Genomic DNA, 14,268 nt, shown 5'->3' on the forward strand with positions numbered 1-14,268 from the left:
AAGACCATGGCAGACCAACGCGTCGCAGGCAAGATCGCCGTCGTCATCGGCGGCGGCTCGGGCATCGGCGAAGCCGCGGCCCGTACCCTGGCCGCTCACGGTGCCACGGTGGCCGTGGCCGACGTGAATCGCGAAGCCGCCGAATCGGTTGCGCGAGAAATCGGGGGCGGTGCGCGGGCTCACTGGGTCGACGTGACCGACGAGGCATCGATCGCCGCACTCCTCACCGGTGTCTCCGACGACCTCGGCGGCGTGGACACCGTGGTGAACTGTGCGGGGCTGAACATCCCCGGCTTCATCGTCGACCTCGACGCACAGCAGTGGCACACGACCATCGAGCTGTGCCTCACCGGCTCGTTCCTGGTGACCAAGCACGCGGGACGAACGCTGAACGACGGCGGATCACTCATCGGCATCGCCTCTCTCAATGCCCGCCAACCGGCAGCCGGCTTCGCGGGCTACTGCGCTGCCAAGGCGGGCATGGTGATGCTCGCCGAGGTCGCCGCACTCGAGCTGGCCCCGCGCGGTATCCGGGTGAACTCGATCTCGCCGGGGCTCGTGGACACCCCGCTGGTGCAGACCCTCACCTCCATTCCGGTCATCCAGGACGACTTCACCGCGAACACCCCGCTGGGGCGCAACGGCCGACCGGACGAGATCGCCGACGCGGTGCTCTATCTCGCCTCCGACGACTCACGGTGGGTCACCGGGGAGACGATCAACATCAACGGCGGCGCGCATCTGCGCCGGTACCCCGATGTGATGCGCCACCTCGCCGAGATCTCGGCCGCGCAATGACGGCTCCGACACAACGGGACGACGCCGAGACGCGCACCGCGACCCGGGCCGGCGGATACCGTCTCGCCGAGCAGACCCGGCTCCGGGCCCGTCTGCAGGGGAACGCCCCGGCGTTGTCCGGGGCCGGGGTCCACCTCACCTACCGGCAGCTCGACGACCGCACCAGCCGCCTCGCGAACGTGTTGCGCGACCGCGGCATCCGAGCCGGCGACCGTATCGCCGTGTTGGGCAGGAGTTCGACGGAGATCATCGAGACGGTGCTCGCCGCCGCGAAGATCGGCGCGGTCACCGTGCCAATGAACTGGCGACTCTCGGTCCGCGAGCTCGGCGAAGTCGTCGCCGACGCACGAGCACGTCTGATCGTCTGCCACCGCGACTTTCTCGACTCGATCGCCGAGATACGGTTGAATGCAACCACTCTCACCGAACCGATCGTGTACGGCGACCCACGACAACCGCGGTCGTACGAACAGTTGGTGGCGACGGCGTCCTCGAGCGATCCGGGTCATGTCGGAGACGCCGACGACGTCGTCCTCCAGCTCTACACCTCGGGCACCACCGGCCGCCCCAAAGGAGTACTCACCTCCAACACCAACCTGGGCGCCTGCACCCAGGCCGGTGGGCCGTGGGGCTTCGACGAATCGTCGGTCAGCCTGTGCGCGATGCCCCTCTTCCACATCGGCGGGCTGGGCTGGGCGCTGGTGGGACTCGCCAACGGCGCACACAACATCGTGATCTCCGACTTCACCCCGGAGTCACTCCTGGACACCCTGGTCGGCGAACGCGTCACCAACGTCTTCCTGGTCCCGACGGTCATCGGCATGCTCGTGGACGTACCGGGCGCCGAGCGGGCCGATGTCGGAGCATTGCGTTCGATCGCCTACGGGTCCGCACCGATCACCCCTGCGCTGCTGCGACGGACTCTGCGCACCTTCGGCACCCCGATGTTCCAGGTGTACGGACTCACCGAAACCCACGGCGCAGTAACTCAACTCGACGCCGAGGACCACAGCACCGACCCCGATCGGGCTCACCTGCTCCGCTCCGTCGGCCGGCCGTACCCCTGGGTGGAACTGAGCATCCGGACCGCATCGGGGAAGGAAGCGCCGCGCGGCGAGCAGGGCGAGATCTGCGTGCGGACACCGCAGGCGACCCGCGGCTACCACCGACGCGACACCGAGACCGCGGCGACCATCGATCCCGACGGCTGGTTGCACACCGGCGACATCGGCCGGATCGACGCCGACGGCTACGTGTACGTCACCGACCGGCTCAAGGACATGATCATCACCGGCGGCGAGAACGTCTAACCCACCGAGGTCGAAGCGGTTCTCGGCGACCACCCGGGTGTCGCACAGGTCGCGGTCGTCGGGCTGCCGCATGACACCTGGGGTGAGGTGGTGACGGCGTTCGTCGTGGCCGCACCGGGACACGAGGCCACTGCCGCTGACCTGCGCGCCTTCGCCCGGGCGCGGCTGGCCGGGTACAAGGTGCCCAAGGCCGTCCACGTCGTGGACACGCTCCCACTCGGAGCGACCGGGAAGATCCTCAAACGTGCCCTGCGCGAGCAGTTCACGACTCCTCCCGGACCGGCCGGGTCAACCCCGGCGTCCCCCGACCAGTGAGGTGACATAGCGCGCGGGTACGTCGAACCAGACCTCGCGGGCCGGTGCCAACTGCAGCGCCGAGGACGGCAGCTCGGTCGTGTAGGTCAGGCTGAGTGTGCCGGAGAAGTCGGGGTCGACACGATCGAGCGCGGGGATCTCGATGACGAGACCGTCGGTGTCGAGACGAGCGCGGACCATCGAACCCGGCACGGCCGTCCACTCGCAGTCGACGGATCGACCCGCCCGGCCGGGCACGGTCGACATGGTCGCCAGCACGCGGCGCTGGGTCAGCGCCAGGGCACCGGTGAAGGGACGGACGTTGCCCTGCGCCTTCCGGCCCGGGACCCGGCCGCTGAATCGCAATGTCACGGGCACGAATTCGACGATGTGATGGGCGTGCTCGGCGACGACTTCGCCGCGCAGGTCGTCGGGGAGTTTGCCGATGCCGAGCATCCGGCGCAGGGAGGCCACGGCCATACCCTAGAGCCGGCGGCGCCGTTTCGTCAGGCGAATGCCGCGACCACGTCTGCCGCGCGTCTCAGCTGCTCGGGGTCCGAACTCGTCGGGATGAGTTGCACCTCGTCGGTGCCGATGTCGGCGAAGCGCCGGAGGACCTCGGTGAGCTCTGCCTCGGTGCCCGCCCACCCCGTGGTGGGTGCGATCGCGTCGACGAACTCCGTCGGGATCCAGTTCATGTAGTGGTGCAGGTGCCGGGTCACCTGGGCACGGGGTCCGTCACCGTCACCGATCGCGAACCAGAAGGAGGTCGCGAGGTGCGGCGCCGCGCGGCCGGCGTCTGCCCACGCCGACCGGGCGACGTCGAAGAGTTCGTTCTGCTTGCGGGTGTCGAGATCGAGGGTGACCCCGGCGATCCCGTCGGCCCAGTCGACCGCGCTGCGGATGGTCTTCGGTCCGGTGGTGCCGACATGCAACTGCGGCCCGCCCTTCCGGTGCGGCGGCGGACCGACCGGCAAGACCGACTCGGTGAGCTTGTCCCCGGCCCACACCCGTTTGATCGTCGCGGCCCGGTCGGCCAGTTGACGCATCGTCTGCGTCGACGGGTCGGCGCCGACCGCCCGGTAGTCCTCGTGTCGCCCACCGACTCCGAGCGCCACGGTGAGGCGTCCGGCCGACAGCATGTCGCCGGTCGCCAGCGACTTGGCGAGCAGCACCGGGTCGTGCAGCTGCGGCACGACGACCGTCATCACCAGCGGCACCCGGCGCGTCCACGCCGCCAGGGCCCCGAGGAAGGTCAGACATTCCGGGTTGTCGAACGCGATGCGTTCACCCCAGCACAGCGAGCTGAACGGACCGTCGTCGATGGTGGTGGCCCACGAGTGGAGCGTCTCCGCGTCGAGATCGGGCTCCATCACGGGCATCGTCATCCCGATGCGCACGAGCGCCATTCTGGCACGGACGCCCCGCGCCCGGACGTGGTTTCGCAGATGTCGCGCATCGTTGCGGGAAACGCAACGATGCGCGACATCTGTTGTGTCAGTTCTGGTTCCGTCCCGGACTACCGGACGCGGCCCGTCCCACATGCGCCGACCGCACCGGCGAGTTCTTCAGTTCGCGCAACGCGGTCCGCAACCCGCGGCGCTTGCCGGTCTCCGGGTCGACGCCGAAGTGGTCGGTCATACCCTCGCGGATCGCGAACCGCAGCTCCGACGCCGTCTCCGGCGCATCGTCGGATGTCGCCTTCAACAGTGAATTCGGCAGTGCCAGTTTGGCGATCGTCCGGAACGACTGCGCATACTGACCCAAGAGGGTCCCCGTCGTGTACGGCAGGTCGTACTTGTCGCAGAGCTCGCGGACGCGCACCCCGATCTCCTCGTACCGGCTGCTGGGCAGGTCGGGGAACAGGTGGTGCTCGATCTGATGGCTGAGGTTGCCGCTCATGAACCGCATCAGGGGACCCGCCTTGAAATTGGCCGATCCCAGCATCTGCCGCAGGTACCAGCGCGGCTGGTCCTCGTTCTCGAACTCCTCGACCGTGAACTTCTCGGCACCGTCGGGGAAGTGACCACAGAAGATCACCATGTACGCCCAGTAGTTGCGGATGATGTTCGACGTGAAGTTCGCCGTCAGGGTCGTCTTCCAGTTCGGACCGGCCAGGACGGGGTAGATCAGGTAGTCCTTGGCGGCCTGCTTGCCGACCTTGGTACCGATCACCCGCAGATCCTTGGCCGCCTGGCGGTAGGTCTTCTCCTTGCTGCGCAGCTTCTCCGTCTCCAGATGATGCAGCGCGACACCGTATTCGAAGAACGTGCCCAGCGTCAGGTTGTAGATCGGGTTACCGACGTTCCACCACTCCCAGGGCTGGTCCCGGGTGACGCGGAGGATTCCGTAGCCCACGTCGTCGTCCATCCCGACGACGTTCGTGTACTTGTGATGGACGAAGTTGTGCGAGTGCTTCCACTGCACGCTCGGACAGGTGGTGTCCCACTCCCACGACGCCGAGTGGACCTCCGGATCGTTCATCCAGTCCCACTGTCCGTGCATCACGTTGAGGCCCAGTTCCATGTTCTCGATGATCTTGGCCAGCGAGAGCATCGCGGTACCGGCCGCCCATGCGACCTTCTTGTTGCTGAACATCAGGGCGAGGCGGCCGCCGGCCGCGAGACTTCGCTGGATGCTGATCGCCCGCCGGATGTACTTGGCGTCGGCCTCGCCGCGAGACTCCTCGATGTCACGCCGGATGGCGTCGAGTTCGGCGCCGAGGGTCTCGACGTCGCTGTCGGTGAGATGTGCGTACTGATCGATGTCGGTGATGGCCATGAAGCCTCCTACAGATCGAGGGTGCATTCACCAGACACGGCGCTGATGCATGTCTGGATTCGTTCTCCTTCGCGACGCTCCTCGCCGGTGCGCAGGTCACGGACGTAACCTCCGGCGAGCGGCACGACGCAGGTCTGACAGATGCCCATCCGGCATCCGAACGCCATCTGGATTCCCAGGTTCTCACCTGCTTCCAGAAGCGTTGTGGCGCCGTCGATCTCGGCTTCCTTGTCCGAGATCGCGAACTTCACGGTGCCACCTTCGCCACCGTGGTCGGTACGCGCGATGGCGAAACGTTCGACGTGCAGCCGCTCACGCAGACCGCCGTCCTCGTAATGGGCCTCCATCGCGTCGAGCAGCGCCACCGGCCCGCAGGCCCAGCATTCTCGTTCACGCCAGTCCGGCGCCCACTCGTCCATCCGCGAGACGTCGAACTTGCCCATCTCCTTGGTCAGCTGGAGGTTGAGGTCGTAGTCGTCGGCCTCGTCGGCGAGCTGCTCCATCTCGTCGAGGAAGATCACGTCGTCGCGGGTGGGCGCGGAGTGGATGTGCACGATGTCGGGGGTCTGGCCGTGCGCACTCAGCTGTCGCAGCATCGCCATCACGGGCGTTATCCCGCTGCCGGCGGTGACGAACAAGATCTTGCCCGGAACCGGTTCGGGCAGGTGGAAGTCGCCCTTCGGTGACTGCAGCCGGATGATCGTCCCGGGGCTGACGCCGTCGACCAGATGCGACGACAGGAACCCGTCGGGGTTGGCCTTCACCGTGATCGCGATGGTCTTGTTCTCGCCGGCTCCGATGGACGTCAGCGAGTACGACCGCCAGTGCCACTTGCCCTCGATCTGCAGACCGATGCCGACGTACTGCCCCGGTTTGTACGAGTCGGGAAAACCCCAGCCCGTCCGGATCGTGACGGTCGCGGTGTCGTCGGTCTCCTTGGTGACGTCGAGCACCTTGCCGCGCAGTTCGCGTGCGCTCCACAGTGGGTTGATCAGGTGTAGATAGTCGTCCGGCAGCAGCGGCGTGGTGGCCCGGGCCACCAGCCCCCGGAGGATGTTGACCTCCGGCTTGCGGGCCTCGACACCCGCGGCCGGCCGCTTGCTCCACTTCAATAGGTTCACGCAGACTCCTCCCCTGGAATCCCCTTGGCTGGAGTTACCGGCGGGTATTTACCCTTCGGTGCACGACTGTACACATTCATCGGTGACCGCGGTCACAAGAATCGATAATGCCAGGTCATCGCCGGTGGCGCGACGCTCCGGCAGTTACCACGCGAACGCGCCGCCGGTCCAGATGCCAGTGGCGATCAGAGCGAACAGCAATTCGATGCCGATGGTCTTCGCGGCGGCCTTCAGCGCCGCCCACGCGCCTCGCCACGCACGTTCGATGCTCCGCGTGCGGATCAGCTCCGACACGAGGGCGCCGACGATGAACCCGAGCAGCAGCCCGACGACCGGGACGACGAAGAACCCGACGATGCCGACGAGTCCGCCGACCACGATGGTCCGGTTGGGGATCGCGTCCGACCGCAGGGAACGCCCGGCGACCAGGTATTTGATCACCTCGCCGGCGGCGATGACCAGGAGCGCCAGTGCGAACACCGACCAGGCCCAGCCGCCGACGACCAGCGCCCAGACGAACAGGGCGCCCACGATGAGCAGGGTCCCGGGCAGGATCGGCACGACGATGCCCACGAGACCGACCACGATCACGGCTGCGACGAGCAGCTCACCCCAGAGTGGCACCTAGTGTCGCCCGGTCACTCGCCGGAACCCGACGCGCCGGGGCGCGCATCGGAGGAGGACCGGCCACCGGTCTTGACCATCGAGGTCATCGCGTCGGCCTGATCGTCCGGGCCCTGCGGGTTCGGAGCCTGGGTGTTCGGGGCCTGGGCGTTCGGGGCCTGGGTGTTCGGGGCGTGTGTGGTGGGCGCCGGCCGTGGCGGCGGGCCAGCAGGTCGCGGAGGGGGCCCTGATGGGGGTATCGGGGACGGGGACTTCGGGAGCGGGGGCTTCGGGGCCGGGGGCATCGGGCGCGGACCGCCCACCGGTCGCGGGACCGGAGGCCGGGGTGCGGGCGGCGGACCCGGACGACCGGGAGGCGGGCCCGGCGGCGCGCCCACCGGCTTCGGCACGCCGGGCGGTGGACCCGCGGGTCCACGCGGCGGACCGGCCGGTCCGGGCGGAGGTCCGGGACGTCGCGGAGGCGCCGGGGCCGGGGCGGGTGGGAGCGGGGAGACCGTGCGGACGGCGGCGCGGCCGGGCACCGGGGTGACCAGTGACGCGGCGCGGACGGCGCGCTCACGGGCGGCCGGGACGTCGTCGGCGGTCGCCGTGATCACGCCCATCCGCCGGCGGTGGAAGCTCTCGGGCTTGCCGAACAGGCGGATGTCGGTCTCCGGCACGGCGAGCGCCGCGGCCACGTTCTCGAACCCGATGGCGGGCTGGTCGAGCTGCCCGTAGATGACCGCCGACGCCCCCGGGGACGCGAGCGTGACATCGACCGGGAGGCCGAGGATGGCCCGAGCGTGCATCTCGAACTCCGACAAACGCTGGGTCGCCATCGTGACGAGACCGGTGTCGTGTGGCCGGGGACTGACCTCGGAGAAGTAGACGTCATCTCCCTTGACGAACAGCTCGACGCCGAAAACGCCTCGCCCGGCCAGCTTTCCGTCGCCGAGGGCAGTGGCGATGCGCGCTGCGATCGATGTCGCCGACGCGTGCGCGTCGGGGCTCATCTCGTGCGGCTGCCAGCTCTCCACGTAGTCGCCGTTGATCTGGCGGTGACCGATCGGCGCGCAGAAATGGGACGTCAGCCTGCCGGTGGCCGGATCGATCGCCCGAACGGTGAGAAGGGTGATCTCGTAATCGAATTCGACGAAGCCCTCGACGATCACCCGACTGCCACGCACCCGACCGCCGGTGTTCGCGGTCTCCCACGCCGACGCCAGGTCCTCGGGACCGCGCACGACCGACTGGCCCTTGCCCGACGAGGACATGACCGGCTTGATCACGCACGGGAACCCGATCTGGCGGGCTGCGACGGTGACTTCCTCGAGTGTGTCGGCGAAGAGATACGGCGACGTCGGCAGGCCGAGCTCCTCGTCGGCGAGGCGCCGGATCCCTTCGCGGTTCATCGTGGCGACGACCGCGCTCGCCGTCGGGATGACCTCGGCGATACCGCGTTCGGCGATGTCGACCAGGGCCTCGGTGGCGATCGCCTCGATCTCCGGCACCACATACGCGGGACGATGCTTGTCGACGACGGCGTGCAGCGCATCGGCATCGGTCATGTCGATGACCTCGGCGTGATGGGCGACCTGGTGGCCGGGTGCGTCGGCGTACCGATCCACGGCGACGACCTCGACCCCGAGGCGCTGGAACGCGATCACGACCTCTTTGCCGAGTTCACCGGCTCCGAGGACCATCACTTTGGTCGCGGTCGGACTCAGCGGCGTGCCGATGACGTCCGGGGGCCCGGTCGTCGGCGCCGGCTGGGCTGCGCTGGTCGCGCTCTCGCTGTTCGACGTCATCCTCAAATCCTACTTGCCGTCAGCACAGATCCCGACGCGGTCGCGCCGGGAGCGGGCTTGATGTCACTCACCCCCGGCATACGACACACCCGCCGACCTCGCGCGGTCATCCCGTCACCTCGTGGACGAAGCACCATCGCCACACCTCGCCCGGTTCGGCCGAACGCATGACCGGGTGCCCGGTGTCGTGGAAGTGACCCGTCGCATGCCGGCGCGGACTGGAATCGCAGCACCCGATGTGCCCGCACGTCAAGCACTTCCGGAGGTGGGCCCAGTGGGTCTCACCGATCGCGACGCAATCCTGGCAGCTGCGGGCGTCGCCGGCCGCGGGTGCCGGATCGCCGGCCGGTGCGGCGTCGAACGCCTCCAGCTCAGCGCAGCGCGCGGTAGCCGTCGAACTGTCGGAACCGGCCTCCGGTGGACCGGACGCGACCGGGGAGGAGGACTTCCGGCGAAAGATTTGCATGCTCGACATTATCCACCGCGGAGGGCGCCACTAGAGTCGCTCGAATGGGCGCATCGCTACTGCTGGTCGCGGTCATCGCCGTGGCGGTCGCCGCGCTGTGTCGTCGCTACGAACTGTCGTCGCCACTCGTGCTGGTCACCGTCGGCCTGGGGATCGGATGGATCCCCGAGCTGCCGTCGGTGGCCCTCGAGCCGGAACTGGTGCTGTTCCTCATCCTGCCGCCGCTGCTGTACTCGGCCGCGCAGGAGAGTTCGTACCAGGCGTTCCGCGCCAACTGGCGCGCGATCGGATTCCTGGCGGTCGGACTCCCGCTGGTGACGACGCTGGTGGTGGGGTACGTCGCCTATCTCGTGGTCCCCAATCTCCCGCTGGCCGCGGCGCTGGTCCTCGGGGCCGTCGTCGCACCGCCGGACGCTGTCTCGGCGCAGGCCATCGGTCGCCGGCTGGGTCTGCCGCGCCGGATGATGACACTGCTCGGCGGCGAGAGCCTGCTCAACGACGCAACCGCGCTGACCGCCTTCCGGATCGCACTCGCCGCGGCGGTCGGCGCCACCGCGACGGTCGGCGAAGGGGTCCTGACGTTCGCGGTGGCGGCCCTCGGCGGCCTGATCGTGGGACTCGTCGTGGGGATGGTGGTGTCCTGGGTGCGCGTCTGGCTCACCGACCCGCCGATGGAGACCGCCATCGGCATCATCGTCCCGTTCGCCACGTACTACGCCGCGGAGGAACTGCACGGCTCGGGTGTCATCGCGGTGGTCACCGCCGGTCTCTACCTCGGGCACCGATCGGTGCGGCTGGGTTACGCGACGCGACTGCAGGACGACGCGGTGCGCAAGTCGATCGACACCATCCTCGAGTCGTTCGTCTTCCTGCTGATCGGTCTGCAGCTGCCCATGCTCATCGAGGGCGTCGAGAACGAGTCGTGGACGCAGATCGCCATCGACGCCGCGGCGGTCCTGGCGGCGACGATCCTCGTGCGGATCGTCTGGGTCTTCCCCGCGACGTATCTGCCCCGCCTGCTGTCGCGTCGGATCCGCGACCGCGAACCGTCACCCACCCCGGCGTCGGTCTTCGTCGTGTCCTGGGCCGGCATGCGCGGAGTGGTTTCGCTGGCCGCCGCGTTCGCCATTCCCGTGTACACCGAGGCGAACGAGCCCTTCCCCGCCCGCGCGGAGATCCTGTTCCTGACCTTCGTCGTCGTGGTGGGCACGCTGTTGATCCAGGGCACGACGCTGCCCTGGGTCATCCGGTTCCTGGGCGTCAGCGGCGACGAGCGAGCCCAGGACCGGCTGGCCTATGCATCCGCACAAGACCGGGCGTCCCGCGAAGCCGAACGCCGGCTCGACGAATACGCCACCGAGCTGACCGACGACGATCCACGCCGCCTCCAGGTGGCGATGCTGCGCAAGTGGATCACGACGCAGCGCAACGTCGCGTGGGAGGAGCTGGGCCGCGGACCCGAGGACCTCGGCGAGAGTCCGACGTCGGCCGGGGCCCGTCTGCGGACGGAGATCCTGCAGATCCAGCGCGCGGTGTTCATCGCCGAACGCGACGCCGGCCGCATCGACGACGAAGTACTGCGGATCGCGTTGCGCCGCCTCGACTTCGCCGAGGGACAAGGCGACCGCGACGTTTAGTCCCCCACCCGAACGAACCCGGGGAGTTCTGCCCATTCCGCGTTCGGAAGCCCTGCCCTACCTTCGGTTCCCATGACCACGACCATGACCCGCCTGGCCACCGCCGGCGCCTCCCTCGTCCTCGCCGCCGGCGCTCTCGCCGTCGGCACCTCCACCGCTGCCGCCGCTCCGTCCGCACCGTCCTGCGATGCCGGGCAACGGACCGTCACCTCTGTCGTCACCGCGCAGTCGGCGGCGTCGATCTGCCAGTGGCGCACCGACGGCACGCTCGAATACCGGGGTGTCGCCCGCTCCAGCGGGAACACCCTGTGCGTCCCGGTGTCCGAGGTGCACCTGCAGGAGAACGGCAGTGGCCGTTACTACTACGTCGCCTACAACAACGGATACAAGTACTCCGTCTTCGACGGACTGGGCCTGAGCATCGTCGGCCCCGACGGGTTGCTGATCAGCTCCGAGGACGCGATCGGCTGAGCGAGAACGTCATTCTTCGTCGACGAACGCGGCGAACACGGCGGTCTCTTCCGTACGGCCGCGCAGCGAGGTGGTCTCCTGTTCCTCCCAGCGCGCCGCCTCACTCGGCTGCGCGGCCTTGACCGCGCGCCCGGAGGCCAGCGGGCGCCGCGGATCCCGCTTGGCCAGTTCCGACAGCCGGGCGCTCTCGTTGACCGGGTCGCCGATGACGGTGTACTCGAATCTCTCGATGGCGCCGACGTTCCCGGCGACCACGGCCCCGTGGCTGACCCCGATCCCGGCCGACAGCTCCGGTACCTCCTCGGCCAGACCGGAGGCGATGTCGCGGGCGGCGGCGAGTGCGCTGCCGGCGGCGTCGTCGAGGTCGATGGGTGCGCCGAAGATGGCGAGCACCGCGTCGCCCTCGAACTTGTTCACCAGGCCGTCGTGTTCCTCGACCGACCGCACGATGACGGCGAAGAACTTGTTGAGGATCTCGACGACCTCGGTCGGTCGTCGTTGCGAGGCAAGCGTCGTCGAACCGATGACGTCGACGAACAGCGTGGCGGCCAGACGTTCGGTGCCACCGAGTTCGGGACTCGACGACATCGCCGCCTCGGCGACCTCATGGCCCACGTGACGGCCGAAGAGGTCCCGTATCCGTTCTCGCTCACGGAGTCCGGTGACCATCGAGTTGAAACCGACCTGTAGGTCGCCGAGTTCGGTGCCGTCGTAGACGACGAGGTCGGCGTTCTCGAGGTCGCCGTCGCTCACGCGGTTCATCCCGGCACGCACGCTGCGGATGGGTCCGGTCACACTCATGCTCGACAGCAGCGTCAGGAGCAGACCGGTGAACAGGGCGGTGACCCCGAGGACCGTGGCACCGACGAACAAGTCGAGCTTGGAGGTCTCGTCCCGTGCGAGCCCGAAGGCCAGCACCAGCAGGATGCCGATGATCGGGATCGCCGAACCCACCATCCACGAGACCACCGAGCGCGCCTTCACACCGGTGCGCTTACGCCTACGATGCCCGGCCGAGATCAGGTCCGCCGCAACGGGACGCAGCGTGAAGTCGATGAAGAGATACGAGATCGCCACCACCACGACGCCACTGAGGCTCACCACGAACAGCGTCTTCGGGATCAGCTGCGGGTCGACGATCCCGTACATGATCGTGAGCATGACGGTGGCGACACCCCACAGGAAACCCTGCACCAGCGACAGCCGCCACGGCAGCCGCATCGTCCGCCGGGCGTCACGTTTCGTCGGCGGGACGTCGCGGATGGCCCAGCGCAGGTCGCGGACGCCGACGTAGGTACCCCACCCGATCCCGACCACGAAGGCCACGGTGATGTAGACGGGCACCACGATGAAGTTGACCCACCAGAGTTCGGCGGTGAAGACGGTCGGCTGCGGGATGCCGACCGCGGTGAGCGCGACCGCGACGATCGCGCCGAACATGTTGGCCACCACGATCGACGCGGTCAGCAGGGTCTGAATCCGGACCCGCTGCTTGATGCTGCTCTCGCCGACGGATCCGAGCAGGATGGAACCGTAGTCGCGACTCCCCCGCTTGGCACGCATGGGCACTAGCTAATCACGAGCCGTGCCCGGATCCGCGACGAGCTTCGCGGAGCCACCGCCGGGAGCGTCGGTCCTCAGACGATCTCGCGCCGCACGATGGTCTGGTCGCGACCGGGACCCACGCCCACGCACGAGATGTGCGCACCTGAGAGCTCCTCGAGCCGCAGGATGTAGTTCTGCGCGTTCTGCGGCAGTTCCTCGAAGGTCTTGCACTGGGAGATGTCCTCCCACCAGCCCGGCATCTCCTCGTAGATCGGCTTCGCGTGGTGGAAACCGGTCTGGGTCATCGGCATCTCCTCGACCCGTTCGCCGTCGACCTCGTAGGCCACGCAGATCGGCACGGTGTCGAGGCTGGAGAGGACGTCGAGTTTGGTGAGGAAATAGTCGGTGATCCCGTTGACGCGGGTGGCGTAGCGGGCGATCACGGCGTCGAACCAGCCGCAGCGACGGGCACGTCCGGTGGTCACACCCACCTCGCCGCCGGTCTTGGCCAGGTAGGCGCCCCACTCGTCGAAGAGCTCGGTCGGGAACGGCCCCGAGCCCACCCGTGTGGTGTAGGCCTTCAGGATGCCCAGGACGGTGGTGATCTTGTTGGGGCCGATACCGGCACCCACCGCCGCGCCGCCGGCCGTCGGGTTCGACGACGTCACATACGGATAGGTGCCGTGGTCGACGTCGAGCAGGGTTCCCTGGGAACCCTCGAGCAGCACCGTCTCGCCGTTTTCGAGTGCCTGGTTGAGCAGCAACCGGGTGTCGGCGATGCGGTGTTTGAACCCCTCGGCCTGGCCGAGGACCTCGTCGACGACCTGCGCCGGGTCGAGGGCCTTGCGGTTGTAGATCTTGACCAGGATCTGGTTCTTGAGTTCGAGCGCGGCCTCGACCTTCTGGGCCAGGATCTTCTCGTCGAGGACGTCGGCGACGCGGACCCCCACGCGGGCGATCTTGTCCTGATAGCAGGGGCCGATGCCGCGGCCCGTGGTGCCGATCTTCTTGTTGCCCAGGAAGCGCTCGGTGACCTTGTCGATCGCGACGTGGTACGGCATCAGCAGGTGCGCGTCGGCGGAGATCAGCAGGCCCGAGGTGTCGACATCGCGGTCCTCGAGTCCACCGAGCTCGGTGAGGAGCACGCCGGGGTCGACGACCACGCCGTTGCCGATCACGTTCTGCACGCCGGGCGTCAGGATGCCGGACGGGATGAGGTGCAGCGCGAAGGATTCCCCGCTCGGCAGTACGACGGTGTGCCCGGCGTTGTTGCCACCCTGGTAGCGGACAACCCAGTTGATCCGGCCTCCGAGGAGGTCGGTCGCTTTGCCTTTGCCCTCGTCACCCCACTGGGCTCCGATAAGCACGATCGCGGCCATGTCCGGTACTCCTTTGTGTGGCGCGCTTGGGACCAAACCCGACCAACACTACTGG

At 68.3% G+C, this 14,268-nt stretch carries 13 protein-coding genes and 1 pseudogene; 5 read left to right on the top strand and 9 right to left on the bottom strand.

The genetic code is table 11. The annotated features are described in order from the left end of the window. Positions 1–6: 6 nt before the first annotated feature. The 3 genes and pseudogenes from AMD30_RS00880 to AMD30_RS25355 all read left to right on the top strand — a co-directional run. Positions 7–798, top strand: coding sequence for an SDR family NAD(P)-dependent oxidoreductase (locus tag AMD30_RS00880; RefSeq protein WP_055474424.1), 792 nt, complete (start codon positions 7–9; stop codon positions 796–798). Continuing rightward, positions 795–2,108: an AMP-binding protein gene (locus AMD30_RS00885; protein WP_231632611.1), complete on the top strand. Its 1,314-nt coding sequence runs from the start codon at positions 795–797 to the stop codon at positions 2,106–2,108. Before AMD30_RS00880 ends, AMD30_RS00885 begins: the two co-directional genes overlap by 4 nt. Before the next feature lie 18 nt (positions 2,109–2,126). Further along, positions 2,127–2,423: pseudogene (locus AMD30_RS25355) on the top strand (AMP-binding enzyme); the annotation flags it as partial. Here AMD30_RS25355 and AMD30_RS00890 read toward each other — a convergent pair. From AMD30_RS00890 to AMD30_RS00920, 7 genes are all read right to left on the bottom strand, one after another. After that, positions 2,397–2,882, bottom strand: a complete 486-nt coding sequence (locus AMD30_RS00890) for a hypothetical protein (protein ID WP_014928040.1) — start codon at positions 2,880–2,882, stop codon at positions 2,397–2,399. The pseudogene AMD30_RS25355 and the gene AMD30_RS00890 overlap by 27 nt on opposite strands. A 26-nt stretch (positions 2,883–2,908) precedes the next feature. Continuing rightward, positions 2,909–3,811, bottom strand: a complete 903-nt coding sequence (locus tag AMD30_RS00895; protein ID WP_231632612.1) for an LLM class flavin-dependent oxidoreductase — start codon at positions 3,809–3,811, stop codon at positions 2,909–2,911. A gap of 88 nt (positions 3,812–3,899) precedes the next feature. Continuing rightward, positions 3,900–5,183, bottom strand: a complete 1,284-nt coding sequence (locus tag AMD30_RS00900; protein ID WP_055474425.1) for a fatty acid desaturase family protein — start codon at positions 5,181–5,183, stop codon at positions 3,900–3,902. An 8-nt stretch (positions 5,184–5,191) separates the two neighbouring features. Beyond that, complete coding sequence (locus AMD30_RS00905) at positions 5,192–6,304, bottom strand: ferredoxin reductase (RefSeq protein ID WP_014928043.1); 1,113 nt, start codon at positions 6,302–6,304, stop codon at positions 5,192–5,194. A gap of 144 nt (positions 6,305–6,448) precedes the next feature. Then, positions 6,449–6,928, bottom strand: a complete 480-nt coding sequence (locus AMD30_RS00910; RefSeq protein WP_010840744.1) for a DUF456 domain-containing protein — start codon at positions 6,926–6,928, stop codon at positions 6,449–6,451. A 14-nt stretch (positions 6,929–6,942) separates the two neighbouring features. Continuing rightward, complete coding sequence (gene purT / locus AMD30_RS00915; protein WP_035716909.1) at positions 6,943–8,715, bottom strand: formate-dependent phosphoribosylglycinamide formyltransferase; 1,773 nt, start codon at positions 8,713–8,715, stop codon at positions 6,943–6,945. 106 nt (positions 8,716–8,821) lie between these two features. Next, positions 8,822–9,181: a UBP-type zinc finger domain-containing protein gene (locus tag AMD30_RS00920; RefSeq protein WP_014928045.1), complete on the bottom strand. Its 360-nt coding sequence runs from the start codon at positions 9,179–9,181 to the stop codon at positions 8,822–8,824. Positions 9,182–9,225: 44 nt separating this feature from the next. Between AMD30_RS00920 and AMD30_RS00925 the strand changes: the two genes are divergently transcribed. Both AMD30_RS00925 and AMD30_RS00930 read left to right on the top strand, forming a co-directional pair. Further along, positions 9,226–10,818, top strand: a complete 1,593-nt coding sequence (locus tag AMD30_RS00925; RefSeq protein WP_010840747.1) for a Na+/H+ antiporter — start codon at positions 9,226–9,228, stop codon at positions 10,816–10,818. A 72-nt stretch (positions 10,819–10,890) separates the two neighbouring features. Beyond that, positions 10,891–11,289, top strand: a complete 399-nt coding sequence (locus tag AMD30_RS00930; protein WP_055474426.1) for a hypothetical protein — start codon at positions 10,891–10,893, stop codon at positions 11,287–11,289. Positions 11,290–11,298: 9 nt separating this feature from the next. On the opposite strand, the gene AMD30_RS00935 is transcribed toward AMD30_RS00930, so the two are convergent. Together AMD30_RS00935 and AMD30_RS00940 are read right to left on the bottom strand one after the other, a co-directional pair. Continuing rightward, the gene (locus AMD30_RS00935; protein WP_010840749.1) at positions 11,299–12,852 is read right to left on the bottom strand and encodes an adenylate/guanylate cyclase domain-containing protein; all 1,554 of its coding nucleotides are present in this window, start codon (positions 12,850–12,852) and stop codon (positions 11,299–11,301) included. Positions 12,853–12,926: 74 nt separating this feature from the next. Then, positions 12,927–14,213 (bottom strand): adenylosuccinate synthase, encoded by a 1,287-nt coding sequence (locus AMD30_RS00940; protein WP_010840750.1) that lies wholly within the window; start codon positions 14,211–14,213, stop codon positions 12,927–12,929. Positions 14,214–14,268 lie beyond the last annotated feature (55 nt).

The sequence above is a fragment of the Gordonia sp. HS-NH1 genome (assembly GCF_001418765.1).
Classification (GTDB): Bacteria; Actinomycetota; Actinomycetes; order Mycobacteriales; family Mycobacteriaceae; genus Gordonia.